The 25973-nt window shown below is 74.3% G+C and carries 25 protein-coding genes and 1 pseudogene; 15 read left to right on the top strand and 11 right to left on the bottom strand.

What is annotated here, in order from left to right; translation table 11 throughout:
- Positions 1-62: 62 nt before the first annotated feature.
- Complete coding sequence (locus tag AC5RWQ_RS04160) at positions 63-599, top strand: alpha/beta fold hydrolase (protein WP_494281402.1); 537 nt, start codon at positions 63-65, stop codon at positions 597-599.
- Here AC5RWQ_RS04160 and AC5RWQ_RS04155 read toward each other — a convergent pair.
- Together AC5RWQ_RS04155 and AC5RWQ_RS04150 are read right to left on the bottom strand one after the other, a co-directional pair.
- On the bottom strand, positions 587-1681 hold the full coding sequence (locus tag AC5RWQ_RS04155; RefSeq protein WP_494281401.1) for a questin oxidase family protein: 1095 nt from the start codon (positions 1679-1681) through the stop codon (positions 587-589). The two genes, AC5RWQ_RS04160 and AC5RWQ_RS04155, sit on opposite strands and share 13 nt — an antisense overlap.
- Positions 1682-1714: 33 nt before the next feature.
- Positions 1715-2266: a phosphoribosyltransferase gene (locus AC5RWQ_RS04150; protein ID WP_494281400.1), complete on the bottom strand. Its 552-nt coding sequence runs from the start codon at positions 2264-2266 to the stop codon at positions 1715-1717.
- 184 nt (positions 2267-2450) lie between these two features.
- Between AC5RWQ_RS04150 and AC5RWQ_RS04145 the strand changes: the two genes are divergently transcribed.
- The 4 genes and pseudogenes from AC5RWQ_RS04145 to AC5RWQ_RS04130 all read left to right on the top strand — a co-directional run bounded on the left by AC5RWQ_RS04145 (position 2451) and on the right by AC5RWQ_RS04130 (position 6574).
- Positions 2451-3095, top strand: a complete 645-nt coding sequence (locus AC5RWQ_RS04145) for a septal ring lytic transglycosylase RlpA family protein (protein ID WP_494281399.1) — start codon at positions 2451-2453, stop codon at positions 3093-3095.
- 88 nt (positions 3096-3183) lie between these two features.
- Positions 3184-4311 (top strand): PP2C family protein-serine/threonine phosphatase, encoded by a 1128-nt coding sequence (locus AC5RWQ_RS04140; protein WP_494281398.1) that lies wholly within the window; start codon positions 3184-3186, stop codon positions 4309-4311.
- 132 nt (positions 4312-4443) lie between these two features.
- Positions 4444-6195, top strand: a pseudogene (locus AC5RWQ_RS04135) (acyl-CoA dehydrogenase); the annotation flags it as partial.
- 109 nt (positions 6196-6304) lie between these two features.
- Positions 6305-6574 (top strand): DUF6458 family protein, encoded by a 270-nt coding sequence (locus AC5RWQ_RS04130; RefSeq protein ID WP_067300694.1) that lies wholly within the window; start codon positions 6305-6307, stop codon positions 6572-6574.
- 17 nt (positions 6575-6591) lie between these two features.
- Here the strand turns inward: AC5RWQ_RS04130 and AC5RWQ_RS04125 are convergent, their stop codons facing one another.
- Positions 6592-7131, bottom strand: coding sequence for a SixA phosphatase family protein (locus AC5RWQ_RS04125; protein ID WP_494281397.1), 540 nt, complete (start codon positions 7129-7131; stop codon positions 6592-6594).
- A gap of 111 nt (positions 7132-7242) precedes the next feature.
- Between AC5RWQ_RS04125 and AC5RWQ_RS04120 the strand changes: the two genes are divergently transcribed.
- The gene (locus AC5RWQ_RS04120; protein ID WP_334486780.1) at positions 7243-7533 is read left to right on the top strand and encodes a DUF6458 family protein; all 291 of its coding nucleotides are present in this window, start codon (positions 7243-7245) and stop codon (positions 7531-7533) included.
- Positions 7534-7591: 58 nt separating this feature from the next.
- On the opposite strand, the gene trhA is transcribed toward AC5RWQ_RS04120, so the two are convergent.
- Positions 7592-8269, bottom strand: a complete 678-nt coding sequence (trhA, locus tag AC5RWQ_RS04115) for a PAQR family membrane homeostasis protein TrhA (RefSeq protein ID WP_494281396.1) — start codon at positions 8267-8269, stop codon at positions 7592-7594.
- A gap of 107 nt (positions 8270-8376) precedes the next feature.
- Here trhA and AC5RWQ_RS04110 point away from each other — a divergent pair, with 107 nt between their 5' ends.
- The 5 genes from AC5RWQ_RS04110 to AC5RWQ_RS04090 are packed head-to-tail and all read left to right on the top strand — an operon-like array spanning position 8377 to position 11846.
- The gene (locus tag AC5RWQ_RS04110; RefSeq protein WP_494281395.1) at positions 8377-9000 is read left to right on the top strand and encodes a 5-oxoprolinase subunit B family protein; all 624 of its coding nucleotides are present in this window, start codon (positions 8377-8379) and stop codon (positions 8998-9000) included.
- Positions 8886-9860 carry a 5-oxoprolinase subunit C family protein gene (locus AC5RWQ_RS04105; RefSeq protein WP_494281622.1) on the top strand — a complete coding sequence of 325 codons (975 nt, stop codon included), beginning with the start codon at positions 8886-8888 and terminating at the stop codon, positions 9858-9860. The genes AC5RWQ_RS04110 and AC5RWQ_RS04105 overlap by 115 nt, the downstream gene beginning before the upstream one ends.
- The gene (locus tag AC5RWQ_RS04100) at positions 9844-10593 is read left to right on the top strand and encodes a LamB/YcsF family protein (RefSeq protein WP_494281394.1); all 750 of its coding nucleotides are present in this window, start codon (positions 9844-9846) and stop codon (positions 10591-10593) included. Before AC5RWQ_RS04105 ends, AC5RWQ_RS04100 begins: the two co-directional genes overlap by 17 nt.
- Positions 10594-10627: 34 nt before the next feature.
- Positions 10628-11143, top strand: coding sequence for an RNA polymerase sigma factor (locus AC5RWQ_RS04095; protein ID WP_494281393.1), 516 nt, complete (start codon positions 10628-10630; stop codon positions 11141-11143).
- Positions 11136-11846, top strand: a complete 711-nt coding sequence (locus AC5RWQ_RS04090; protein ID WP_494281392.1) for a hypothetical protein — start codon at positions 11136-11138, stop codon at positions 11844-11846. Before AC5RWQ_RS04095 ends, AC5RWQ_RS04090 begins: the two co-directional genes overlap by 8 nt.
- Positions 11847-11858: 12 nt before the next feature.
- Here the strand turns inward: AC5RWQ_RS04090 and AC5RWQ_RS04085 are convergent, their stop codons facing one another.
- The 6 genes from AC5RWQ_RS04085 to pdhA all read right to left on the bottom strand — a co-directional run bounded on the left by AC5RWQ_RS04085 (position 11859) and on the right by pdhA (position 21086).
- The gene (locus AC5RWQ_RS04085) at positions 11859-13691 is read right to left on the bottom strand and encodes an NHL domain-containing thioredoxin family protein (protein WP_494281391.1); all 1833 of its coding nucleotides are present in this window, start codon (positions 13689-13691) and stop codon (positions 11859-11861) included.
- A gap of 109 nt (positions 13692-13800) precedes the next feature.
- Positions 13801-16746, bottom strand: coding sequence for an LppU/SCO3897 family protein (locus AC5RWQ_RS04080; RefSeq protein ID WP_494281390.1), 2946 nt, complete (start codon positions 16744-16746; stop codon positions 13801-13803).
- 339 nt (positions 16747-17085) lie between these two features.
- Complete coding sequence (locus tag AC5RWQ_RS04075; protein WP_334486763.1) at positions 17086-17223, bottom strand: hypothetical protein; 138 nt, start codon at positions 17221-17223, stop codon at positions 17086-17088.
- Between the two features lie 220 nt (positions 17224-17443).
- Positions 17444-18913, bottom strand: a complete 1470-nt coding sequence (locus AC5RWQ_RS04070; protein ID WP_494281621.1) for a dihydrolipoamide acetyltransferase family protein — start codon at positions 18911-18913, stop codon at positions 17444-17446.
- Between the two features lie 5 nt (positions 18914-18918).
- Positions 18919-19908 carry an alpha-ketoacid dehydrogenase subunit beta gene (locus AC5RWQ_RS04065; protein WP_334486760.1) on the bottom strand — a complete coding sequence of 330 codons (990 nt, stop codon included), beginning with the start codon at positions 19906-19908 and terminating at the stop codon, positions 18919-18921.
- Complete coding sequence (gene pdhA, locus AC5RWQ_RS04060; protein WP_494281389.1) at positions 19908-21086, bottom strand: pyruvate dehydrogenase (acetyl-transferring) E1 component subunit alpha; 1179 nt, start codon at positions 21084-21086, stop codon at positions 19908-19910. The genes AC5RWQ_RS04065 and pdhA overlap by 1 nt, the downstream gene beginning before the upstream one ends.
- Before the next feature lie 490 nt (positions 21087-21576).
- On the opposite strand from pdhA, the gene AC5RWQ_RS04055 reads away from it, so the two are divergent.
- On the top strand, positions 21577-22323 hold the full coding sequence (locus tag AC5RWQ_RS04055) for a hypothetical protein (RefSeq protein WP_494281388.1): 747 nt from the start codon (positions 21577-21579) through the stop codon (positions 22321-22323).
- A 201-nt stretch (positions 22324-22524) separates the two neighbouring features.
- Positions 22525-23124 (top strand): phosphoesterase PA-phosphatase, encoded by a 600-nt coding sequence (locus tag AC5RWQ_RS04050; protein ID WP_494281620.1) that lies wholly within the window; start codon positions 22525-22527, stop codon positions 23122-23124.
- 33 nt (positions 23125-23157) lie between these two features.
- Here the strand turns inward: AC5RWQ_RS04050 and AC5RWQ_RS04045 are convergent, their stop codons facing one another.
- Complete coding sequence (locus tag AC5RWQ_RS04045; protein ID WP_494281387.1) at positions 23158-23850, bottom strand: NUDIX hydrolase; 693 nt, start codon at positions 23848-23850, stop codon at positions 23158-23160.
- 76 nt (positions 23851-23926) lie between these two features.
- On the opposite strand from AC5RWQ_RS04045, the gene AC5RWQ_RS04040 reads away from it, so the two are divergent.
- Positions 23927-25033 (top strand): SPFH domain-containing protein, encoded by a 1107-nt coding sequence (locus AC5RWQ_RS04040; RefSeq protein ID WP_494281386.1) that lies wholly within the window; start codon positions 23927-23929, stop codon positions 25031-25033.
- Positions 25030-25941 (top strand): hypothetical protein, encoded by a 912-nt coding sequence (locus AC5RWQ_RS04035; RefSeq protein ID WP_494281385.1) that lies wholly within the window; start codon positions 25030-25032, stop codon positions 25939-25941. The genes AC5RWQ_RS04040 and AC5RWQ_RS04035 overlap by 4 nt, the downstream gene beginning before the upstream one ends.
- Positions 25942-25973 lie beyond the last annotated feature (32 nt).

Here is a 25973-nt window from a genome sequence, read left to right as displayed (position 1 = left end):
TTGGTCGCCCCCCACGCTCGAGGGTGCGCGGCTACCGTGAGGGGCGACGACAGGAGGCGACGATGGCAGACCGGCGTGCCGTGCTCATTCCCGGCAAGGGCTACGACACCCGCTTTCCGCTCTTCGCCTACACGGGCGAGGCACTGCGCCGGGGCGGCTTCACCGTCCAGGAAGTCTCCTGGCAGGTGCCCGACCGGTTCGGGTCCGACCGGGACGGGCTCGCCGCGGCGATGGACTGGGTGGTCGAGCAGGTGACACCGGCCCTGACCGGGCCGGCGGAGCTGCTGGTCGGCAAGTCGCTGGGCTCGATGGCCGCCCCGCTCGCCGCCGACCGCGGCCTGTCGGCGGTCTGGCTCACCCCGCTGTTGCACCTGCCCTGGGTGGTCGACGCGCTCAGCCGGGCCACTGCGCCGTTCCTGCTGGTCGGCGGCACCGCCGACCGGGTGTGGGACGGTGAGTTGGCCCGCCGCCTCACCCCGCACGTGCTGGAGATCCCCGACGCCGACCACGGGATGATGGTGCCCGGCCCGCTGGCCCGCTCGGCCGAGGTGCTGGGTCGGGTCTGCACCGCCGTGGAGGAGTTCGTTCAGATCAGCTGACCGGCCAGGCCGGCGGCGGCGAGCACCCGTTCGTCCCCGGTCAGGGTGTGTGCGTCGAGCACCGCGTCGGCCAGCTTGACCACGTGCGCGTCGCCGTGCCGGGCGGCCCGGGCGAAGACCTCCGCCGGGGCGCCGGCCGCCACCGCCGGCATCCGGGCGCCGTTGGCCGGGGCGTACACGGCGGTCACCGCTGCGGTGGCCGACCAGGCCGCGGCGAGGCTGGGCGCCCAGAGCACCGGGTCGAGGGCGGGCAGGGTACGCAGCACCGCCGTCGGCGCGGTCACCGCGTGCACCAGCATCACCGCGTTCGCGTGCCCGAACCGCAGGTAGTCCAACGCGGCCCGGTGCACGAGGGTGACCAGGCCCCGTTCCGCGGCGGCGGGCGTCCGCGCGGGGCGCAGCGCCGCGAGCGCACCCTCCCATTCGGGTACGTCCCGCAGCCGGCCCAGCCGGGCCACGATGCCCCCGGTACGGTCGGCGATCCGGGGCAGCGCGGCCAGCGCGGCGGCGACGTCCGGCGTCCCGTCCGGGTCCCCCGAGCGTGCGGCGCTCGCGAGGCCGTCGTCGTGCCGGTGCCGGTCGCCGGCCGGATCGTGGCGCCACGGGTCGGCGGCGCCCGGTACGGGTTGCCAGCGGGCCGCCCAGTAGCCGAGCGCCTGCCCCAGTTCGGCCAGCCGGTCCGGCGCCGGGCCGTCCTCGCGCAGTACCCGGACGGCGTGCCCGACCCGGATCACCCCGTGGGTGGCCCCGGCGGCGATCCCCGGCAGCAGTCGCGGCCACCACTCGCCCAGCACCTCCTGCCAGGGCCGTTCGCGCAGCTCACGGTCGAAGTGGGTGAGCCAGTCGCCGGCCCGCTTCGGGTCGCCGAGCGCGTCCCGCCAGTCCTCGATCGGCCGGAGGCCGCGGGGCAGCTCGTCGAGCCGCCGGAGGTAGTCGTCCAGCCAGCGGTGCACGCTCCGGTCGTGGCCGTGGCGGACCAGTGCCTCGACCGCCATCGGCCCGTGGTTGGAGAGCCAGCCCTCGAACTCCGGGCCGGTGCGGTGCAGCCGTCGGTACGCCTCGTCCAGGATGCCGTCGTTCATGGGTCGATCCTGGAACCTGAAGTTCGGTTGAGGTCAACCGTGCAGTCGGTCGGCGGTCAGCAGGCCGCGTACGCCCAGCTCGGTGGCCACGTCGGGCGGGCAGTCGACGACGATCGCGGCGGCGCCCACCCAGTGCGCCCCGCGGGCCGCGCAGATCTCCCGGATCGCCCGGACCTGCGCCCCGGTGGCCACCCAGTCGTCCACCATCAGCACCCGGTCTCCGGCACCGAGCCGGCGGTCGGCCACGGCCAGGTCGACCTGGCGGCCACGGAAGTCCGGTGGGCTCTGCGCCCAGGTCAGCGGCCCGACCGGCAGTCTCCCGTCGCCCGGCTTGTGGGCGGGGACGAAGCCCACCCCGAGCGCGGTGGCGGCGAGCGGGCCGAGCAGCAGCCCGGTGACGGCCGGGGCGACCACCACCGTCGGCGCGGCCGTCCGGAAGGGCGCGACCAGGGCGCTCCCGAGCCCGGCCAGCACCTCCGGGTCCCGCCACCAGCCCGACGTGTCGCTGACCAGGTGGCTGCTGCCGGGGCCGGTGTCGACCCAGCGGAACAGTTCCACGAGACGTTCGCACAGCTCAGTGGCCATCCGCCCATCTTCGCCGACGAATGCCACCGGTGGCATTCTGGGCCGTACGGCCCAGCACGCCTCGGATGATCGGCTACACGTATCACTGCAATTCGGGCGATACCTACATGATCACGTTGACGTCGGAAGTGCTTCTCTCGTTACGGTCCGACCCGATTTGCTCATTGACGAAAGGACCCGGCCGGTGGCTGGCAGGCACTCCCGTACCCGCATGTTCTCCTCGCCGGCCGGCATCGCCGCCACCGCGGCGGTCGGCGTGGCGCTGGCCGTCGGCGGCACCGTCGGCGCGGTGCAGCTCACCTCGAGCGACGCGGGGACCCCGGCCGTGGCCGAGGCGGTGCCCAGCGCCGTCACCCCGAGCGCCACCGCCGCGTCGCCGACCCCGAGCGCCAGCCCGACGCTCTCCCCGAGCGCGAGCCCCTCGCCGACCGTCACCGCCAGCCCGAAGGCGACCCGGACCCAGGCGGCCTCCCGGAGCAGGACCCGCACCGCCACGCCGAAGCCCTCCGCCACCACCAGGAAGGCCGAGCCGAAGAGCACCGTCGTGGAGAGCGGCTCCTGCGGCGCGTCCTTCTACGACGAGGGCCAGATGACGGCCAACGGCGAGACCTTCAACCCGGACGAGCTGACCGCCGCGCACAAGACGCTGCCGTTCAACACCCGGGTCCGGGTCACCAACCCGGACAACGGCAAGTCCGTCACGGTCCGGATCAACGACCGTGGGCCGTACATCGACGGCCGCTGCATCGACCTGTCCCGGGCCGCCTTCGAGGCGATCGCCTCGGTCGACCTCGGTGAGCTGACCGTCACGTACGAGGTGCTCGGCTGACGGTGATCGGACCGCGGTGGTGACCCGCCCGGTCAGAACACCCTCGGACGACGGGTCAGGTTCATTCCCGGGTTCACGTCCATCAGGCATGCTGTCCCTCGTACGTACGCATGCCTTTCAGTCGGGCCGCGGCCCGCTGAGCCCCGCGTCCCGCGCCGGTGTCGGCGCGGCCCTCGGTCTGCTCGCGATCGTGTCGGCGGTCGAGCTGGCCGACGGCGGCACGGCCCACTACGTCGCGCTGATGATGATCGCGCCGATCCTGGCCGCCGGCTTCGCCTCCTGGCGGGTGGTGCTCGGGGTGGGGCTGGTCGCGCTCGCCGTCGGGGCGGCCTTCGCCCTCGCCGAGCCCGCCGCGTCGGTGACCACCGGGGTGGACCTCGCGGGCATTGCCGCCGCCGCCCTGGTCGCGGCCGGGGTGGCGGGGGTACGGCAGCGCCAGGCCGAACGGATCGCCGAGCTGTCGAAGCTGGCGTCGGTGGCCCAGCAGGCGGTGCTGCGCCCGCTCGGCCCGCAGGTGGGCACCCTCGCCGTCGCCGCCCGCTACATCTCCTCGACGGCCACCGCCGAGATCGGCGGCGACCTGTACGAGGCGATCGACACCCCGTACGGCGTCCGCATGATCATCGGGGATGTCCGGGGCAAGGGGCTGGACGCGGTCCGGCTGGCCAGCATCGTGCTGGGGTCGTACCGGCACGTGGCGTTCGAGCGGGCCGACCTGCGGGCGGTGGTGACCGACCTGGACCGGGCGGTGGCCCGCAACGTGGGCGACGAGGACTTCGTCACCGCCGCGCTGGTCGAGGAGCGGGGTGGGACGCTGACCATCGTCAACTGCGGGCACCCGGCACCGCTGCTGCTGCGTCGGGGCGCGGTGATCCCGCTCGAGCCGCCCGCGCCGGCCCCGCCGCTCGGGTTCATGCCGGTGGTCCGGCCCCGGGTGGAGCGGTTGGAGCCGGGTGACCGGCTGTTGCTCTTCACCGACGGGCTCGGCGAGGCGCGGCGGGAGGGTGAGTTCTTCCCCACCGCCGACCGGGCCTGGCGGTTGCTGGGCCACGGCACGGTCGGCGACGGCCTGGCCTCGCTGGAGACCGCGCTGGTCGAGTGGGTGCACGGCCGGCTCGACGACGACATCGCCCTGGTGCTGATGGAATACACCGGCCCGCGCAGCGGCGCGACCGTGCCGGTGCCCAGCTGGGAGGTCGGCGCGGCGGAGAGCTGACCCCGCCCGTAAGCCGAACCGCAGGTGTGTAATCGCTGTCACTTCGGTGATCGGCTTGTCGTTGGCTACCGGCGAGTAATACAGTCGGGGTTACTGATCGGTAACACCTGTCCGGAAGCGGGGCCAGCGAGCATGACCCACTACAAGAGCAACCTTCGGGACCTCGAGTTCAATCTGTTCGAGGTCTTCGGGGCGGACCGGACGTTCGGCCAGGAGCCGTACACGGAACTGGACGTCGACACCGCCCGCAGCTTCCTCTCCGAGGTCGACCGCCTGGCCCGCGAGGACCTCGCGGCCAGCTACACGGACAGCGACCGCAACCCGCCGGTCTTCGACCCGGCGACGCACACCGCGCCGCTGCCGGAGTCGTTCAAGAAGTCGTACCAGGCGTTCATGGACTCCGAGTTCTGGCGGCTGGACCTCCCCGAGGCGCTCGGCGGCACCAACGCCCCGCGCGCGCTCTGGTGGTCGATCGCCGAGCTGGTGCTCGGCGCCAACGCGCCGATCTGGATGTACTCCTCCGGCCCGTCCTTCGCGCACGTGCTCGACGTCGAGGGCACCGAGCAGCAGAAGAAGTGGGCCCGGCTCTTCATCGACAAGCAGTGGGGCTCGACCATGGTGCTCACCGAGCCGGACGCCGGCTCGGACGTGGGCGCCGGCCGCACCCGCGCGGTGCAGCAGCCGGACGGCTCCTGGCACATCGAGGGCGTGAAGCGCTTCATCACCTCCGGTGAGCACGACCTGAGCGACAACATCGTCCACTACGTGCTGGCCCGCCCGGTCGGCGTCGAGGGCGTCGGCGGCCCGGGCACCAAGGGCCTGTCGCTCTTCGTGGTGCCGAAGTTCCACTTCGACGAGAACACCGGCGAGCTGGGCGAGCGCAACGGCGTCTTCGCCACGAACGTCGAGCACAAGATGGGCCTGAAGGTCTCCAACACCTGCGAGGTGACCTTCGGCGAGCACGGCGTACCGGCCAAGGGCTGGCTGCTGGGCGAGAAGCACGACGGCATCCGGCAGATGTTCATGATCATCGAGTACGCCCGGATGATGGTCGGCACCAAGGCGATCGCCACCCTCTCCACCGGCTACCTGAACGCCCTGGAGTACGCGAAGAACCGGGTGCAGGGCGCCGACCTGATCCAGCAGGCCGACAAGACCGCGCCGCGGGTGACCATCACCCACCACCCGGACGTGCGCCGCTCGCTGCTACTGCAGAAGTCGTACGCCGAGGGCCTGCGCGCCCTGGTCTGCTACACCGCCTCCTGGCAGGACAAGGTGGCCATCGCCGAGGCCGCCGGTGACGAGAAGGCGATCAAGCTGGCCAAGCGGGTCAACGACCTGCTCCTGCCGCTGGTCAAGGGCGTCGGCTCCGAGCGGGCGTACGAACTGCTCGGCCACGAGGCGCTGCAGACCTTCGGCGGCTCCGGCTTCCTCCAGGACTACCCCCTGGAGCAGTACGTCCGGGACGCGAAGATCGACACCCTCTACGAGGGCACCACCGCGATCCAGAGCCTCGACCTGATCTTCCGGAAGATCGTCCGGGACAACGGCAAGGCCCTGATGGCGGTCGCCGGCGAGATCCAGGAGTTCATCGCCTCCGAGGCCGGCAACGGCCAGCTCAAGGAGGAGCGTCAGGCGCTCGGTAAGGCGCTCGGCGAGATCCAGAACATTCTCGGCACGATGACCGGCTGGCTCGGTGAGGCGCAGAGCGGCGACACCCGCGCCCTCTACAAGGTCGGCCTGAGCAGCCGCCGCTTCCTGCTGGCCATCGGCGACCTGGTCGTCGGCTGGCTGCTCCAGAAGCAGGCCGACGTGGCGCTCAAGGCGCTGGCCGGCGAGGTCTCCGCCGCCGACAAGGCGTTCTACACCGGCAAGGTGGCCGCCGTCGTATATCCGCCGCGCCCGGCCGGGTAGGCGGGCCGCCTGACGGGTAACCGTCGCGGACCACGTCAGGGCACGCCCAAGGGCCACCGCACGGGGGAGTGCAGCGCACATGGGCATTGGTAGTGGCATCTTTCTCATCGCGCTGGGCGCGATCATGACCTTCGCGATCCGGGCCAACGTCTGGTGGATCGACCTGCGCGCGGTCGGCTGGGTCTTCATCCTGGCCGGTCTCGCCGTCCTGCTCACCACGCTCTGGTTCTGGCAGGACCGGCGCAAGCGGGCCCGCACGCTGATCGTGGAGGAGAACCGGCTCTCCCATCCGACCGCGATGATGCCCCCGCCGCCGGACCCGCCGCCGCCCACCGCACCACCCTCCTGATCCTCGGGCGGCGGCGGTCAGCCCCGGGCGGTGTGCCGGTCGACGATCGGCGCGCCGCCCGTCGCCAGTTCCGCCCACGGCATCCCGAGGCGGTGCACCACCAGGTCGGTGGTGCGCAGCCCGTCCGGGTCCGCCCGCTCCGGGTCGAGCAGGGCGGAGAGCAGCGAGATGCCCGGGTTGTGGGCGATCAGCAGCACCGTGCGAGGCGTCGGGTCGACGGTCCGGACCAGCTTCAGCAGGTCGTCCGGGTGCGCCTCGTACGCGGCTGCCTCGTAGCGCACCGCCGGGGTGGACCCCGTCGGCCCGCCCTCCGGAGGGGAACCCGTCATGCCCAGGGCCACGTCGTGCCAGGTCTGCCGGGTGCGCCGGGCCGCCGAGCAGAGCACCACGTCGGGCAGGATCGCGTGCCGGGCCAGCCAGGCCCCGGCGGCGGCCGCGTCGGCGTGCCCCCGTGCGGTCAGCCGGCGTTCCAGGTCCGGATCGCCTCCGGCGGGCTGTTCGGCCTTGGCGTGCCGAAGCAGCACGAGTGTCCTGGTCTCGGCATGGGCGTCGGTCATGTGCCCAGCTTGCCTGATTGACGATCGGAGCGTCTGGGTAAGTCGATGGATGCCGCTCGCTCATCGATGGCCGCGGTGGAAACGCCAGCTGACAGCCAGGGAGGCGACGTCATGGGCATCGGTGCCAGTATCTTCCTCATCGCGCTGGGTGCGATCTTCGCGTTCGCCGTGGAGGCCGACCTGGGGTGGCTCAACCTCAACGTGGTCGGCTGGGTGCTGATGCTCGCTGGCGTCGCCGGCCTGCTCACCACCCTCTACTTCTGGAACACCCGTCGGCGGACCGTCGTCGCCACCCCGGTGCGCGAGGACCGGGTCGTGGCCGACCGGGTCGTCCCGGTCCAGGACGACCGGGTGGTCCGGGAGGAGTACCGCGAGGTGCGCCGCCCCGGTTACCCGGCCTGATCCACCCCCGTACGACGCAGGGCCCCGCAACGGCGCGGGGCCCTGCGTCCGTCTCGGCTCAGGCGAAGAGCGCGAAGTAGATGGCGATGTGGTGGCAGATCGCGGCGAGCAGCGTGCACGCGTGGAAGAACTCGTGGTGGCCGAAGACGGTGGGCCACGGGTTGGGCCGACGCAGCGCGTAGAAGACCGCGCCGGCGCTGTAGGCCGCCCCGCCGACGGCGAGCAGCACCAGGGCGGTGACGCCGCCGGAGTGCAGGATCTGCGGCAGCATCGCCACCGACACCCAGCCGAGCGCCAGGTAGAGCGGCGCGGAGACCCAGCGCGGCGCGTGCGGCCAGATCATCTTCACCGCCACGCCGGCCAGCGCCCCGCCCCAGACGATGCTGAGCATGATCGTCGCCAGCCGCCGGTCGAGCAGCAGGACGCAGAACGGCGTGTACGTGCCGGCGATGAACACGAAGATCATCGAATGGTCCATCCGGCGCATGATCTGGTAGCCCCGCTCCGACCACACCCGCCGGTGGTAGAGCGCGCTGGTGCCGAAGAGGCCGCAGACGGTCAGGCTGTAGATCAGGCAGCTGACCAGCGGTGCCCAGCCCGGCCGGGTGGCCGCGACGGAACACAGGACGATGCCGCACAGCAGGGCGACGAAGAACGCGTAGGTGTGCAGCCAGCCGCGCATCCGCGGCTTGCCGAGGTCGACCGGCTTGAGTCGAAGCCGTGCGGAGGTGGTCACGCACCTAGGTTACGGCACCGTAGGTTACCTGCAGGTAGTGCGGCTTGTCACCCACCCGTACAGGTCCACCGGCCCTGCCGCAGCCATCGATCGGGGAGTATGGCGGGATGCGGATCCGACCCGTCGGCCGGCACGCCCTGCTGCTGGACTGCGACGACCCCGACCAGGTGGAGGCGTGGCGGGCCGAGCTGTGGCGGCGCCGCGACGCCGGCGAGCTGATCGCCGTCGAGATCGTCCCGGCCGCGGCGACGGTGCTGCTCGACGGCGTACCGGACCCCGGGTCGACCGCCGCGCGGATCGCCCGCTGGACGCCCCGACCCGCCACCTCCACGGCCGCCGCCGGAGCGGTCGAGGTGCCCACCGTGTACGACGGGGAGGACCTGCCCGTCGTCGCCGGGCACTGGGGGACGGACGTGGCGGCGGTCGTCGACCGGCTCGCTCGCACCGAGTTCCGGGTCGCGTTCTGCGGGTTCGCGCCCGGGTTCGCGTACCTGGCCGGGCTGCCGCCCGAATGCGCGGTGCCCCGACGGGCCACCCCCCGCCCCCGGGTGCCGGCCGGCGCGGTGGCCCTCGCCGGCCGGTACGCCGGGATCTATCCCACCGCCTCGCCGGGCGGCTGGCAGCTGGTCGGGCGGACCGGGCTGACCCTGTTCGACGTGCGCGCCGACCAGCCCGCCCGGCTGGCCCCCGGCACCCGGGTCCGGCTGGTGTGCCGCGAGCGCGACGAGTGAGCGGGCCCGCCTTCCTCGAGGTGCTTCGGGCCGGCCCGCTCACCACCGTCCAGGACCTCGGCCGCCCCGGGTTCGCGCACCTCGGCGTGCCCCGGTCCGGCGCGCTCGACCCGGCCGCGCTGGCGCTGGCCAACCGGCTGGTCGGCAACCCCGAATCCGTCGCCGGCCTGGAGGTCACCCTGACCGGCTGCGTGCTGCGTCCCACCCGGGCGGTCACCGTGGCGCTCGTCGGGGCCGACGCGGACGTCCGGGTCGGTACCCGCCCAGGCGACCTGGGCCGACCGCTGGCGGTGCCGGCCGGCGTGGAGCTGAGGCTCGGCCCGCCCCGCGCCGGGCTGCGTACCTGGCTCGCCGTCGACGGCGGGATCGCCGTCGAGCCGGTGCTCGGCAGCCGGGCCACCGACACCCTCTCCGGACTCGGCCCGTCCCCGGTCCGCGACGGCGACCTGCTGCCGCTCGGCCCGTGGCCCGGGCCGCCCGCGCCGGTCGACGTCACCGTCGTCCCGCCGGTGCCCGGCGAGGTGCGGCTGGCCGTACGACCCGGACCGCGCGCCGACTGGTTCACCGCCGGCGCGCTCGACACGCTGCTGACCACCGCGTACACGGTCAGCCCGGTGAGCAACCGGGTGGGCGCCCGGCTGGTCGGCGCGGTGCTGACCCGCGCGGTCGCCGGAGAGCTGCCCAGCGAGGGCGTGGTGCTCGGCGCGGTGCAGGTGCCGGCGGACGGCCAACCGCTGATCTTCCTGGCCGACCACCCCACCACCGGCGGGTACCCGGTCATCGCGGTGGTGGACGACGTGACCGGGCTCGCGCAGGCCCGGCCAGGGACTACGGTGAGATTCCATGGACCTCAACGCTGACCTCGGCGAGGGATTCGGCATCTGGCGGCTCGGCGACGACGAGGCGCTGCTCGACCTGGTCACCTCCGCCAACGTCGCCTGCGGGTTCCACGGCGGGGACCCGTCCACCATGCGTCGGGTCTGCGCCGCAGCCGGCGAACGCGGGGTAGCCGTCGGTGCCCAGGTCGGCTACCGGGACCTCGCCGGCTTCGGCCGCCGGCACATCGCGTACGCCTTCACCGAGCTGCGCGACGAGGCCACCTATCAGCTCGGCGCGCTGGACGCCTTCTGCCGGCTCTTCGGCACCCGGGTCCGCTACCTCAAACCGCACGGCGCGCTCTACCACGCCGCGGCCGTCGACGAGTCCCAGGCCGCCGCCCTGGTCGCCGCCGTCGCCGGGTACGACGACCAACTGCCCATCCTCTGCGCGCCCGGGTCGAAGCTCGCCCAGCTCGCCGTCGGCGCCGGGCTGCGGGTGGTCGCCGAGGGTTTCGCCGACCGGGGCTACCTGCCCAACGGCACGCTGGTGCCCCGGACCGCGCTCGGCGCGCTGGTCACCGACGCGGAGGAGGTGGCCAACCGGGCGGTCCGGATGGCCACCGAACACACCGTGGTCGCGGTCGACGGCACCGTCGTGCCGTGCGCGGTCGGGTCGATCTGCCTGCACGGCGACACCCCGGGCGCGGTCGCCTCGGCGGCGCTCGTCCGGGCCGCCCTGATCGACGCCGGCGTCACCCCGAAACCGTTCACCTGAATTCCGCCCGCCCGGTAAACGAATCATCGTGCCGGTGCGTGAAGGAGACGTGCAGCGAGAACGGGCGGAGTTCGCGGACTTCTACCACCACGGCCGGGACGACTGCCTGCGCGCCGTGCTGGCGGTCACCGGCGACCGCGTCCTGGCCGAGGATCTGGTCGCCGAGGCGTACGCCCGGGCCTGGGCCTCCTGGCGGAAACTGCACGACCATCCCGCGCCGACCGCCTGGGTCGTCCGGACCGCGCTGAACCTGCGGATCTCCTGGTGGCGGCGCAGTCGGCGCGAGGTGGCGTTGGACGGCCGCGACCGGTGCCAACCCCCGGATGAGTCGGCCGGGATGGACCGGGCGCTGCTGACGGTGCTGCGCGGACTGCCCAAGCGGCAGCGGGAGGTGGTCGTGCTGCGGATCTGGCTGGACCTGGACGCCCGCACCGTCGGCGAGGTCCTCGGCATCTCACCGGCGACCGTCGGAGCCCACCTGTCCCGTGCCGTCGCGACCCTGCGGACGCACCTCGTGTCCGTGCGGGGATTGGGAGCGGTCCATGAATGACGACGATGTGCTGCGCGCGGTGCGACGCACGCTCACCGACGTGCGGATGGCACACCCGGTCGACGCCATCGCGCGCCGGGGCCGGACCCGCCGCCGCAACCGGGCCCTGCTCACCGCCACCGGCGCCGGTCTCGCCGCCGTGTCGGCCGTCATGCTGGTGGCTCCGTGGGCCGGCCGGTCACCCGCGCCCGCCCCGGCGTACCCGCCGGCCCCGGCACTCCCGGCGACCCCGACGCCGACGGCGCCCCCGAGATCGCCGGACGACCCCCTCTACAAGCCGCCGCCCGGCACCGCAACCGAACCGCCGCTCAACGTGGTGAAGGCCAGCGGCGACGGCACCGTACGGGTCGACCTGTACCAGCCCAGGGGTGCCGAGGCCGTCGAGCGGGAGCTGCGCGCGGCGGGCGTACCAGCGGTCGTCGACTTCATCCCCGTCGGCCAGCGCTGCGCCGGGACCCGGTACGACGACGCCGCGCCAGTCGAAACCCAGGCCGACCTGATCACCGTCCCCCAGCCGCAACCGGCCGAGCCGGCCCTCACCTTCGTCGTGCACCCCGAGGTGCTCAGGAAGGGCTGGACCGTCGTGCTGGAACCCACCTACCAGCCCCTCAGCGACGGCCGGACCGCCTTCACCGGGGTCCGGGCCGCCGTCGCCACCGGCCCCGTCCGGGACTGCGCGTTGACCAGCGCGCCGCCCCGGTGAACCGGCCCCCGGTCAGGCGTCCATGCCGCGCAGGACCAGCGGCACCCGGCTCGCGCCGCCGTCCACCACCCGTACCGGGACGCCCCAGTCCTGCCGGGTCAGGTGGCAGGCGGCGTGCTCGACGTCGGCGTCACAGGTGGCCGCCTGCGCCGTCACCTGGAGCACGCCCTCGGCCACCGCACCGTCGATGACCAGCCGGCGGGACAGGTCGGTGGTGGTGCCGGCCCCCTCCATCAGCAGCTCCGGCGGCGAGGCGGAGACCATCAGGCGGGTGGACGGGCCGTACGTGTCGTCGAGCTTCTGCCCGGGCGCGGGTGTGAAGATCACGTCGAGGGTCAGCTCGCCCGGCGCGACGTCCGTCGGCTTGCGCTCCATCCGGTGCCGGGGGCCGTCGACCGTGCTCGCCCCCGCCGCGGAGAGCGCACCCGGGGCCAGCCGGGTCAGCCGGTGCGCGGCCGACTCGACCATGAGCACCTCGCCCTCGGCGGTCAGCACCAGGTCGCTCGGCTCGGCCAGGCCGTCGGCCACCGTGCCGACCTGGTTGGTCTCCGGGTCGAAGCGGCGCACCGCGCCGTTGTAGGTGTCCGCGATCAGCACCGAACCGTCCGGCAGCGCACAGACTCCGAGCGGGTGCTGGAGCAGCGCCCGGTCGGCCGGACCGTCGACGTGGCCGAAGTCGAAGAGCCCCTGCCCGACAGCGGTGCCCAGCACTCCGTTCTCCACGTACCGGATCGCGCTGGTCTCACTGTCGGCCACCCAGAGCCGGGCGCCGTCGGCCGAGACCGACAGGCCGGACGGCTGCGCCATCCACGCCTCGGACAGCGGACCGTCGCGCAGCGCCTCCACGGTGGTACCCGCGTACATGCCGGCGGTCCGCCGGATCGGGTCGAACCACCAGAGCTGGTGGATGCCGGCCATCGCGATGACGACCTTGTCGTCGTACCAGGCGAGATCCCAGGGGGAGGAGAGGTCGACCGAGAGCGCGTCGTGCGCGTGGTCGTCGACCGTCGATCGCCACTGCCGGCCGGTGCCGGCGACGGTCACCACCTCGCCGGTCGCCAGCCGTACGCCGCGCAGCAGGTGGTTGACGGTGTCCGCGACCAGCACGTCGTAGCCGGCGACCTCGGCGGCGTGCGCGGGGAGCAGGCAGAGCCCCTGCGGCTCCGAGAAGGAGGCCGCCTCCGCCGGGCCGTCGGTGCGACCGCGCTCGCCGGAGCCGATCCGGCGGACCAGCTTCTCCCCGTCCGGGGCCAGCTCGACCAGGGAGTGCCGGGCCGAGTCGGAGACCAGCAGGTTGCCGCCGTCGAGCAGCACGGCCTTGCCGGGGAAACGCAGGACCGTCTCCGGCTCCGCGGGCGGGACGTACGGGCCGTCGCCGCGGTGCAGGGTGCCCTTCGCCTCGTGCGTGGCGATCAGGTCGTCGACCAGCCGGGCCAGCCCCTCGGCGTGCCCCTCGCCGGCCATGGTGGCCACCACGTAGCCCTCCGGGTCGACCACCGACAGGGTCGGCCAGGCCTTCGCCGCGTACTGCTGCCACATGTCCAGCTCGGGGTCGTCCAGCACCGGGTGGTGCACCCCGTACCGCTCGACGGCCGCGGCCAGCGCGTCCGGGTCCTTCTCGTGCTCGAACTTCGGCGAGTGCACGCCGACCACGACAAGCACGTCGACGTACTTCTCCTCGAGCGGGCGCAGCTCGTCGAGCACGTGCAGGCAGTTGATGCAGCAGAAGGTCCAAAAATCCAGCAGGACGATCTTGCCGCGCAGGTCGGCGAGCTTCAGTTCCCGCCCACCGGTGTTCAGCCAGCCCCGACCGCGCAGCTCGGGGGCCCGTACTCGTGCGCTCATGGCCCCAGTCTGCCGGATGGCGGGCCGCCGACCGGCCGGGACCCGGCGCGGGGTCGATCACACGCGACGGCGGGGCCACGGATCACCGTGGCCCCGCCGTCGGAGCTGCTTACTTCGCCGCCGCCGGCTTCAGGCAGAGCACCCGGTCGGCGCCGTCACCCGGCAGCACCACATGCGGCTGGGTCGGATCGGCGCACTTCTCCTTGGCGTCGACCTTGGAGACCACCGTGAAGGAGCCCTGCTCACCGCAGTTCGCCGCGCTCGCCCCGTTGCCGGACTGCTTGACGCAGGAGCCGACGGCCGGATTGAACGCGGCCGGCTCGTCGTCCCCGCCGACCATGCCGAGCAGGCTGAGCAGACCGAGCGGCACGGCCAGGATCAGCACCGCCGCGACCAGCACGATGGCGAGCACCCTGCCGTTGCGGACCTTCGGCACCGGCTGCTCGGCCTTCGGTTCGGCGTCCGGCTTGAACGCGTCGAAGCGTCCCTGGTCCGACTCGGGCGCCGGATCGTGCGGCCACCCGCCCGGACCGGACTGGCCGCCCGGACCGGGGAAGGGCTGACCGGCCGGCGGGAACTGCTGGCCGGCGGGCGGGAACTGCTGGCCGGCGGCCGGGAACGGCGACGGGACACCGCCGTGCGCGGGGTCGTGGGCCGGGTGGCCGTACCCCGGGACACCGCCAGCGGGCGGGCCACCGGCAACCGGACCGCCGAACTGCTCCGCCGGCCGTTCGGCCGGGCTGTGCGGGCGGGTGCCGTTCATCGGCCGGTTGTTGCTCGCCGGGTCGGCGAAGGCCGGGATGGCGCCCGGGAAGGAGGCGGGCGGCGCGGCCGGCGAGCCGGGCGGGGCAGCGGAGGGCACCTCGCCGCCGAAGGCGTGCGGAGCGTCCGGCCGCTCGTCGAAGCGACCCCGGTCCTGGTCGTCGAACCGGCCCCGGTCGTGGTCGTCGTGGCGCTGGTGCGGGATGTGCTCCGGCTGCTCCTCGACCGGCTCGTCCGCCTCGGGGCGGGCGGGCCGGCCGTACACCCGGGGCTGCGGGGCGGGCGTGCCGCCCGGTCGCAGCGCCTGGTCGGTCGGAGGCATCACTCGGCTGGCCAGCGGCACCGAGGCGCTCGCCGAGGCCCGGCCGGCCGCCGAGTCCGCGCCGTCGGCCACCGGTACGGAGGCCCGCCCGGCGCCGTCGGACTCCGGCGACACACGGGGCCCGGGCACCACGGGAACGGCCGGCGACTCCGGCTCCTCCGTCGGACCCCAGCCCGCCCCGGCGGCGGGGCGCTCCGGCTCGTAGCCGGCACCGTCCCGGCCGTGGGGCTCGAAGCCCGCCTGCTCGCCCGGGTGGCCGAACTGGGCCGGCGGGGCGAAGTCGGCCGGCGGGGCGAAGTCGGCCGGCGGGGCGGCGGCCAGGCTGGCGCCCGGAACCCGCTGCTCCTGCGGCGGCAGCGGGACGGCGTTGGCCGGCGAGATGCCGGGGGCCGGCCCCGGCTGGTAGACGGGCTGGTCCTCCGAGCGCTCCGGCTCCCAGGCCTCCTCGGCCGGGCGCTGCCCAGGCTCCGCGCCGGCACGGCCCCACGCCTCGTCGGCCGACCACGGCTGGGCGTCCGGTACGGCCGGTCGCTCGGCACCGGCCCACTGCGGCGGGTTGTCGGTGGTGGTGCCCCAGGCGGGCGGCCCGTCGGGGGTGGCGACGGATGCGGTCGCCCGGGCGGGTTGCTCCGGCGGCGTCCAGTTGCCCTGCTCCGGACGCTCCTCCTGCGGCGGTACGGCAGCCGCGCCCCAGGCCCCGGCACGCGGCGCGGCCGGCCATTCCTGGCCCTGCTGGGCGTCGTCGCGCTGGTCGTCCCGGGCCGCGCCGGTGCCCCAGGCGTCCGGGGCCTGCTGCTGCTCGGGCGGGTCCCAGCGAGACGGCGCCGGCTCCTCCGCGGCGGCCCACGGCTGCTGCGGACGGTCGTCCTGCTGCTCGGCGGGCCAGCCGCCGGAGCGGGCGGCCTCGTCCTGCTGGCCGGTGGCCCAGCCGCCGGAGCGGGCCGGGTCGTCCTCAGTGGACCAGCCGTTGTTCACGGGAGCGTCGGCCTGGGGGACCTTCGCCGCGCCGCGCGCACCGGTGTCGGGCTGCGCCCACCCGGGTGCCGCCTCCGACTGCTGCGGCACCGGTACCGATGCGCGGCCGGCGCTGCGGGGGGCCTCGTCCTGGGTGGAGGGTGCGGCGGCGTTCCAGCCGCCCGAGCGGGCCGGGTCGTCCTGCTCGGCGGCGTGCCAGCCGGCCGAGGTGGCCGGATCCTGCTGGCCGCCGGCCTGCCAGCCGCCGTGGTGGGCGGCGTTGTTCTGCTCCTGGCCGGCGGCGCCGGTGTCCCAGCCGCCGGAGCGGGCCGGGTCGTCCTGGGTGGAGTTCGGCCAGCCGCCGTTGCTCGTGGCACCGTCCTGCGGGGCCGAGTGCCAACCGCCGGAGCGTTCGGCGGCGGCTTCGTGCGGGGTGGTGGCCGTGCCCCAGCCGTTGGTGCCGGCGGCCTGCTCCGGCTGCGCCGGGGTCCAACCGCCGGAGGTGGCCGGATCGGCCGGCGCGGGCCAGCCGTTGTTGGCCGGCGCGGCGTCGGGCTGCGGCACCCGGGCGGCACCACGGGCGCCGGACTCGGGCTGCGCCCACGCCGGGGCGGCCGGCTCGGCCTGCGCCCAGCTGGGCTGCGCCGGTTCGCCCTGTGCGGCGGAGGGCCCCGCAGCGGCGGCCCAGGCGTTGGCGGGCCGGTCGGCCTGCGCTGCCCAGGCGGGCTGCGGCGGGCCGCTCGGCGTACCCCACTGGCCGGGCTGCGCCGGCTCGCCCTGCGGTGGCACCGGCGCGGCGCCCCAGGTCGCGGGCTGATCGGGAGCCGCGCCCCAGGCGGGGGCGGACGGGTTCGGTCGGCCGGTGGGGGGCGGTGGCGCCCAGCCGAGGTCCGGGGCGGCGGCGCCGTACCCGGTGTCCTGTTGCGGCTGTCGGTCGCCGTACGGCGCCGGTCCACCGGCGCCCGGCGGCACCTCGTCCGGCTCCTGGCCGGGGCGGTGCGGGCCCTCGGACGTCATGGGTGCGCCTCCTCCATCACATGTCGGCCGCCGACGCCGTCCGGTCCGGTCGGCTGGGTCGCCGAACGCTCCGGCGGATCGGCCGTGGCTCCCCGCACCGTATCCGGTGCGCGCGGGTGGCTACCGGGGAGCACCGGCCGTCACTCCGCGTCGCCGGACGGTGTCGATCGGCCGTCATCCGGCCGATCGCGTCGCGGGTCGACGGGTGGCGACCGTGCCCCACCGTACCGGGCGTCGGGTCGAGGTGGAATCCCGGTCTCGGGGCCCTGGAACGCCGACGACCCGCCCGGTGCCCGGGCGGGTCGTCGATCTGGAGGAGAGGAGAAGAGTCGGGTGGCGTCAGCCCATGCGACGCTGGGCGATCGCGAGGATCTCCTCGCGGACCGCCGGCGAGTTGGCGGAACGCAGCGCGTGCTCGATGGCGCGGGCACGGCGGTTGGCGTCGCGGCGGGTGCGGATTCGCTCGATCATGCTCATGGTGGTCTCTCCTCCGGCTATTCGGTTGTCAGCCCCTGATGTCTCTATTTAAGCGCAAGACGAGCCCAACTTCCATCGATTATTAGGTGAGCTGAACCACGGACCTAAGGATCGTAGGTCAAAGGGGTTCTGAACCGAAGGTTCGATCGCCCGAACGGACTACGGCCGGCGTGCCGGGCGTGAACCCGTGCACACCGGCCGTAGCGGGTGCGGTGGACTGTCACGTCCAGGCGAGCAGCGCCGCCTCCGGGTCGGCGAGGAAGTCGCCGATGTCGCGCAGGAACCTCGAACCCAGCTCCCCGTCGATGATCCGGTGATCGAACGACAGGCCCAGCGTGGTGACCTGGCGCGGCTTGACCTTGCCCTTGTGCACCCAGGGCATCTCCCGGACCGCGCCGAAGGCCAGGATCGCCGACTCGCCCGGGGGCAGGATCGGCGTACCGGTGTCGACGCCGAAGACCCCGACGTTGGTGATCGTCAGCGTGCCGCCGGACATGTCGGCCGGGGAGGTCTTCCCCGCCTTCGCCGTCTGCACCAGGCCCGTCATCGCGTCCGCCAGCTCACGCAGCGAGAGCCGGCCGGCGTCCTTGATGTTCGGCACGATCAGGCCACGCTCGGTGGCCGCCGCGATGCCCAGGTTGACGTAGTCCTTGACCACGATCTCGTCGCCGGCCCAGGTCGAGTTGACCATCGGGTGCCGCCTGACCGCCAGCAGCACGGCCTTCGCGACCAGCAGCAGCGGCGAGACCCGTACGTCGCGCCACTCCCGCCGCTCGCGCAGCCGGTCCAGGGCCTTCATCGCCCGGGTCACGTCGACGGTCAGGAACTCCGTCACGTGCGGGGCGGTGAACGCCGAGCGGGACATGTTCTCGGCGGTGAGCTTGCGTACCCCCTTGACCGGGATGCGCTGCTCGCGGTCCGCGCCGAAGCTCGCGACGGCCGCGACCGGCGCCGCGACCGTCAGCGGCTCGGCCGCCGCCGGGGCCGTGCCCACCGCCCGCTGTACGTCCTCCCGGGTGATCGAGCCCAGCGGGCCCGAGCCGGTCAGGGTGGCCAGGTCGACGCCGAGGTCCTTGGCGAGCTTGCGCACCGGCGGCTTGGCGAGCACCAGCCCGCCGGCCCGCACGTTGCCGTTCGGTGCCGGAGTGGACGCCACCGGAGCGGGCGCCACCGGAGCCGGAGCCGCCTGGACCGGCGCGGCCGGGGTCGCCGGGGCCTGGGCCGGCACGTCGCCCTTGCGGGGGCGCCGCTTCGCCGCCGTGGTCCGCGGGCCGTAACCGACCAGCACGGCGGTACGCCCACCCGGGGCGGGACCACCGATCAGGCCCGGCTCGATCGCGCCCTCGGCCGGGGCCACCTCGACCGCGGCCAGCGACGCCGCCGACGGGGTGGGCAGCGCCGACGCCGGCGCGCCGGTCGTCGACTCCTCGATCGGGCCGGCGCCCGGGTCGGTGTCGATCGCGATGATCGGCGTACCGACCTCGACCGTGGTGCCCTCCGGCTGGAAGATCGCCTGCACCTGACCGGCCCACTTCGCCGGGATCTCGACGGCCGCCTTCGCCGTCTCCACCTCGACGATCGGCTGGTTCAGCTCGATGACGTCGCCCACCTTGACCAGCCAGGCGAGGATCTCGCCCTCGGTCAGACCCTCACCCAGGTCGGGGAGGTTGAACTCCTTGATCCGTGACATGCCGCTCACCAGCCGAAGGTGCGGTCGACGGCGTCGAGCACCCGGTCGAGGTCCGGCAGGTACTCCTCCTCCACCCGGGAGGCCGGGTAGGGGGTGTCGAAGCCGGTGACGCGCAGCACCGGGGACTCCAGGGAGTAGAAGCACTCCTCGGTGATCCGGGCCGCGATCTCCGAGCCCAGGCCCAGGTTGCCCGGGGCCTCGTGGACGACCACGCAGCGGCCGGTGCGCTTCACCGACTCGTACGCGGCGGTCAGGTCCAGCGGGGAGAGCGTGCGCAGGTCGATGACCTCCAGCTCCCGACCGTCCTCGGCGGCGGCGGTGGCCGCGTCCAGGCAGGTCCGCACCATCGGTCCGTACGCCAGCACGGTGGCATCGGCGCCCGGCCGGGCCACCCGGGCCGAGTGCAGCGGGTACGCCGCGTCCAGCGGGGCGTCCAGCTCGACCTGGCCCTTCTCCCAGTAGCGCCGCTTCGGCTCCAGGAAGACGATCGGGTCGTCCGAAGCGATGGCCTGCTGGATCATCGTGTACGCGTCCTGCGGGTTCGCGCAGGTGACGACCTTGAGGCCGGCGGTGTGCGCGAAGTACGCCTCGGGCGACTCGGAGTGGTGCTCGACGGCGCCGATGCCACCGCCGTAGGGGATCCGGATGACCATCGGGATCCGGACCTTGCCCTGCGAGCGGTAGTGCATCTTCGCCACCTGCGACACGATCTGGTCGTACGCGGGGTAGACGAAGCCGTCGAACTGGATCTCGCAGACCGGGCGGAAGCCGCGGATGGCCAGGCCGACCGCGGTGCCGATGATGCCGGACTCGGCCAGCGGGGTGTCGATGACCCGCTGGTCGCCGAAGTCCTTCTGGAGCCCGTCGGTGATCCGGAAGACGCCGCCGAGCTTGCCGACGTCCTCGCCCATGATGACGACCTTCGGGTCGTTCTCCAGGGCCTTGCGCAGACCGGTGTTGAGGGCCTTGCCGAGGGTGAGCGTCTCCGTGGCCATCAGTGGGCGCTCCCCTCGAACGACTCCATGTACTTGCTGAACTTCGCCCGCTGCTCGTCGAGCTCGGGGGACCCGTTGGGGTAGACGTGGTCGAACATCGTCACCGGCTCCGGGTTGGGCATGGCGAGCACCCGCTCGCGCAGGTGCACCGACTCGGTGCGGGCCTGCTCGTCGACGGACGCGAAGAAGTCCGCGTCGGCGATCTGCTGCTTGGTCAGGAACGCCTTCATCCGGGCGATCGGGTCCTTGGCCTGCCAGGCCTCGACCTCGCTGGCGATCCGGTAGCGGGTCGGGTCGTCGGAGGTGGTGTGCGCCCCCATCCGGTAGGTGTACGCCTCGATCAGGCTGGGGCCCTGGCCGAGCCGGGCGTTGTCCAGCGCGTGCCGGGTCACCGCGTACGACGCGAGCACGTCGTTGCCGTCCACCCGGACGCCGGGGAAGCCGAAGCCGCCGGCGCGCTGGTAGAGCGGGACGCGGGTCTGCCGCTCGAGCGGCTCGGAGATCGCGTACTGGTTGTTCTGGCAGAAGAACACCAGCGGGGCGTTGAAGACGCTGGCCCAGACGAACGCCTCGTTGACGTCGCCCTGGCTGGTGGCGCCGTCGCCGAAGTAGGCGATCACCGCCTCGCCGTCCTCGGTGCCGGTCTTGCCGTCCATGTGGACGCCCATGGCGTAGCCGGTCGCGTGCAGGGTCTGCGCCCCGATCACGATCGTGTACATGTTGAACTTGAACTCGTTGGGGTCCCAGCCGCCCTGGTCGACGCCGCGGAACAGGCCGAGCGGCATGATCGGGTCGATGCCTCGGCAGTAGAGGACGCCGTGCTCCCGGTAGGTCGGGAAGGCCATGTCCTGGGTACGCAGCGCGCGCCCGGAGCCGACCTGTGCCGCCTCCTGGCCGAGCAGGCTGGCCCAGAGGCCCAGCTCGCCCTGGCGCTGCAGCGCAGTCGCCTCGGCGTCCAGCTTGCGGACCAGCACGAGGTCGCGGTACAGCCCGCGGTACTCCTCGTCGGTGAAGTCGACGCGGTACTCGGTCCCGTCGGGGCCGGTCGCGCTCTCGATCCGCTCACCGTCGGCGGTGAGCAGCTGTACGAGTTCCGGCTCGCCCGCCGGGGCGGTGCGCTTGGACCGCGGTGCGGCCCGCCGGCCGCGGCTGGTGACCGCGGGGTCGCCCTTTGCCATCCGTCTCTCCCTGTCGTCTCTGCGCCGGCGCCGGGGGTGACCGGTCCGCGCAAATGGTGCGCCGGCCCGGCCGGTGCCGGGCTGGTCCGTGGCGGCCGCGCCTAGCCCTGGTGAGGGTTGCCGCGCGACCTGAGCCGGATTCGTGGGGCGAACCCGGATCGGGAGCGCCGGCGCCCAACCACGCCTGCCGCGGGGTGCGCGGAGGTGCGGCTGCTTTGCCGTCGTGCCTGAATGATTGCAGAGGAGGTGAGCGGGCCCACAGTATGGCCTCCTCCCCCCGCCTGGTTCCGTCTGCTTAGTGACGCATCGAGGGATTTGTCGCTTGGAAGATTCACCGCGACGGACATTTTGTGTGTCGACACGCTGTGCTCACTGGTGAACTGAGCGTCACTGGTTCAAGCTGACGGGGGTCAGATTGAGGGCGTTAGAGGCCTTTGTCTGGTTATGCAGCGCGGCTGGCCGACGTCCGTGCCGACGACGAGGAGTGTGCGTGTCCGAGACAGCCGAGGGTCCCGTCGCTCCGCTGCTCGGCCGGCATCCGCCCGGCCCCGCGTACCGGCGGATGATCGGCTCGCACCGGGCTCCCGGCTCGGACGGTCCCGGCCGGGGCTACCTGTTCACCGTCGCCCTGCTCGCCGGCACGGCGTCGATGCCGATCCTCGCCGCCATCAGCGCCGGCTCGGCCACCGTGGGCAGCGCGCTGCCCGACGGGCGTACCCCGTTCCTGCCCACCCCCTCCGTCGGACCGGTGATCGTGACGGTGCCCGCCACCGGTCAGCCGGCCCTTTCGCCGACCGGCCCGGGGGCACCCGTGCCCCGGCAGCCGAGCGACGGCGACCCACTGCCGCCCGGCACCCCGTTCCTGCCGCTGCCCGTGGCCGCCCCGGTGCCCCCGCGCCCGGATGAGCCGGGGGCGGCCCGGCCGCGCGTTCCCACCCCGCCGCCGACGTCCTCGTCCGGCCCCACCCCGACGTCCTCGCCCGAGCCCACGCCGACGGACCCGGCCGACCCCACGCCGACCACCCCGCCCGACCCCACGCCGACGGACCCGCCCCTCCCGGCCCGCCGACCCGGCCCGGCCCCGCTGCCGACCCGTCCCGTGCCGACCCGACCGCCGACCGTCCCGCCGGCTGGCCCCACGCCCGGTCCCACCGTGACGGTCACCCTGGTCCCGAGCGCGAGTCCCCGGGCCACCGCCACCACCATCCCCACCCGGCTGCCGGGCCGGCCGGTGTGACCCGCCACGACGGGCACACTGCGGACGGTACGGTGACGGGCGACGCCGGCTGACCGACCCGACGTGCCGACGTGCCGGCCGGGGCCACGCCGGTCGTACGCCGCCGGGATTCCGGGTCGTCCGTCGGCGGTGCCGGCTCGGTGGGGACGGATCGGGGACGGGGCGCTGGACACGATCGACGGCGGCGGTGGCCGTGGCGGCATCCGCCCGCTCGTCCCGCCCGGACCGGCGACCCGGCTGGCCCGGCTGGTCACCGAGGTGACCGCGCCCGCCGTGCTGGTCACCGCGCTCACCGTCGCGGTCGCCTGGCACGGCGCCGGCGGCCCGCACGGGCTGGCGTGGGGACTGCTCGCCACCGTCTTCGCCAGCGGCATCCCGTTCGCGTACATCGTCGGCTCGGTCCGGCGCGGGCGCCTGACCGACCATCACGTCGGGCTCCGTGAGCAGCGGCGCGTACCCCTGCTCTTCGGTCTCGCCTCGGCGGCCGCAGGCCTGGCGCTGCTCGCCGCGCTCGGCGCCCCGCGCCCGGTGCTGGCCCTGGTCGCCGCCGGGGTGGTCGGCCTGGTGGTGGCCGTGACGGTCAGCCACTGGTGGAAGATGTCGATCCACTCCGCGGTGGCGACCGGCACGGTGGTGGTGCTGGCGCTGACCTTCGGCCCGCGGCTGCTGGTCGTCGCGCCGCTGCTACCCGTGGTCGGCTGGGCCCGGGTGCGGCTGCGCGACCACACGGTGGCGCAGGTTGTCGTCGGCGGCGCCGTGGGTGGCCTGGTCGCCGGGGTGGTCTTCGCCGCCCTCGGCTAGACCCGGCCGCCGGGCGGAGCGAGTCGCCCTCGGCTAGGCCGGCTCCCCGGGCCGGAGCATCGGCGGGTGCAGCAGGGTGGCCGGTCCGCGCCGGAAGAGCTGCGCGGGGCGGCCGCGCTCGCCCTCGGTGGCGCGGCCGGCCGGCACCACGAAGCCCGGGGTGCCGGTCACCTTGCGGTGGAAGTTGCGCGGGTCGAGCCTGACGCCCCACACCGTCTCGTAGACCGCGCGGAGCTGGGCGACGGTGAACTCGGGCGGGCAGAACGCGGTGGCCAGCGGGGTGTACTCCAGCTTGGCGCGGGCGCGTTCCAGGCCGTCGGCCACGATCCGGTCGTGGTCGAAGGCGAGCTGACCGGGGGCGAGCCGGGCGACCGGCAGCCAGTCGGCCGAGGCGGCGTCGGTGCCGGCCACCGGTGTGGGCAGGTCGGGCAGGAGCGCCAGCCAGGCCACCGTGACCACCCGGCCGCGCGGGTCACGGTCCGGCCGGCCGTACGTGCCGAGCTGTTCCAGGTGGCCGGCCGGCTCGGGCAGCCCGGTCTCCTCGGTCAGCTCGCGGACGGCGGCGTCGGGCAGGTCCTCGTCGATGTGGACGAAGCCGCCGGGCAGCGCCCAGCGCCCCCGGTACGGGGGGATGCCACGACGCACCAGCAGCAGGTGCAGGGCGTCGGAACGCACGGTGAGCACCACCAGATCGACCGTCACCGCGAACGACGGGTACTCCGCCATCTCTTTATCACCACCTTGACGATAACCTAGCAGAGTGTTTATCGTCGGCTAGACGAAAAAGGGGAGGGCGACAACCATGGCCGATGTGACGAGGCGGTTCTTCCTGCGCCACCTGCGCGGGACCCCGACCAACTGGGTACGGCTGCACGTGGGCGGGCGGGTCCGCCGGGAGGGGATCGGGCAGTCCTTCTGGTACCGGCCGCTCACCGCCGTGCTCAGCGAGGTCCCGGTGGACGACCGGGAGCTGCCGCTGCTCTTCCACGCCCGTACCGGCGACTTCGCCGACATCACCGTCCAGGCCACTGTGACCTACCGGGTGGCCGACCCGGCACTCGCCGCCGGCCGGCTCGACTTCTCGGTCGACCCGCGCACCGGCAAGGCCCGCTCCCGCCCGCTCGACCAGGTCGCCACGCTCCTCGCCGAGCTGGCCCAGCAGCCCGCCCTCGACCTGCTCGCCCGGGTGCCCCTCGCCGAGGCGCTCACCACGGTCTCCCCGGTCCGCGAGGCGGTCTCCGCCGCGCTCGGCGCCGAGCCCCGGCTGGCCGACATCGGCGTCGCCGTGGTCAGCGCCCGGGTGGTGGCGATCCGGCCCGAGCCCGAGCTGGAACGGGCCCTGCAGACACCCACCCGGGAGGCGGTCCAGGTGCAGGCCGACCGGGCCACCTACGCCCGCCGGGCGCAGGCCGTCGAGCAGGAACGCACCATCGCCGAGAACGAGCTCCAGAACAAGATCGAGCTGGCCCGCCGCGAGCAGCAGCTCGTCGAACAGCACGGCGCCAACACCCGCCGCCGGGCCGAGCTGGACGCCTCCGCCGAGCTGGCCACCGCCCAGGGCAAGGCCGAGCGGGAGAAGGTCGCCAACGCGGCCGCCGCCGAACGGGCCCGGGTGCTCGCCACCGCCGAGGCGGAGAAGGACCGCCTGCTCGCCGCCGGCACCGCCGACAAGGAGCGGGCGCTCGCCGCCGCCAAGGCCGACACGGTACGCGCCGTCGGTGCCGCCGAGGCCGAGGCGGAGGCGGCCAAGCTGGCCGCGTACGCCGAACTGCCGCCCGCGGTGCTGCGCGCGCTGACCGTCCGCGACCTGGCCGGCCAGCTTCCGCAGATCGGCCAGCTCACCGTCACCCCGGACCTGCTCACCGACCTGGTCGGCCGGCTGGCCGGGTCGACCGCCGCCGACCGGTGAGCGCGACCCTGCACCCCCGGGTCGTCGTGGTACGCCGCCGCAGCGAGCTGGAGGAACTGCTGGGCCGGCACGGCACCCGGGCCGCCGCCGGTTGGTACCTGCGCGAGCGGGGCCGGGACCTGACCGAGGTGGTGGCCCGGCACGACGCCCTCCAGGCGGCGCTGACCACCGTCGCGGCCGCCGTGCCGGCCGACTGGCGGCGCGGCACCGTGGACCGCGACGACCTGCCCCGGTTCCTCTTCGGGCCGGAGGACGTGGTGGTCGCCGTCGGTCCGGACGGGCTGGTCGCCAACGTGGCCAAGTACCTGGCCGGGCAGCCGGTGATCGGGGTCGACCCGGAACCGGGCCGCAACGCGGGGGTGCTGGTCCGCTGGACCGCCGATCAGGTGGCGGCGCTGCTTCCGGCGACCGTCGCCGGGGCGGCGCCGGTCCGCCGGCGGGCCATGGTCCGCGCCGCCCTCGACGACGGGCAGGAGCTGGTCGGCCTCAACGAGGTGTACGTCGGCCACAGCTCCCACCAGTCCGCCCGCTACCTGCTCGCCGTGGCCGACGGCGGGCGGACCCGGCGGGAACGGCACTCCTCCTCCGGGGTGGTGGTGGGCAGCGGTACGGGGGCGACCGGCTGGTGCGCGTCCATCGCGCGCAATCGTCCGGGAACGCCGCCCCCGCCCGCCCCGGAGGAGGAGGCGCTCTGCTGGTACGTCCGGGAGGCGTGGCCCTCCCCGGTCACCGGCGCGGACCTGGTGGCCGGGCGGCTGGCCGCCGCCGACACCCTCGAACTGACCGCCGAGTCCGACGGCCTGGTGGTCTTCGCCGACGGCCTGGAGACCGACCGGATCGCGCTGCGCTGGGGGCAGCGGGTACGCGTCGGCGTCGCCCCCGGCCGGCTCACCCTGGTCGAGCCGTGACCCGGATCGGCCCCGGCCCGGGAGCGCGACCG

This window comes from Micromonospora sp. BS32 (assembly GCF_059089345.1).
Note: the sequence above shows the minus strand (reverse complement) of the source record. Positions and strands in the feature narration are given on the sequence as shown.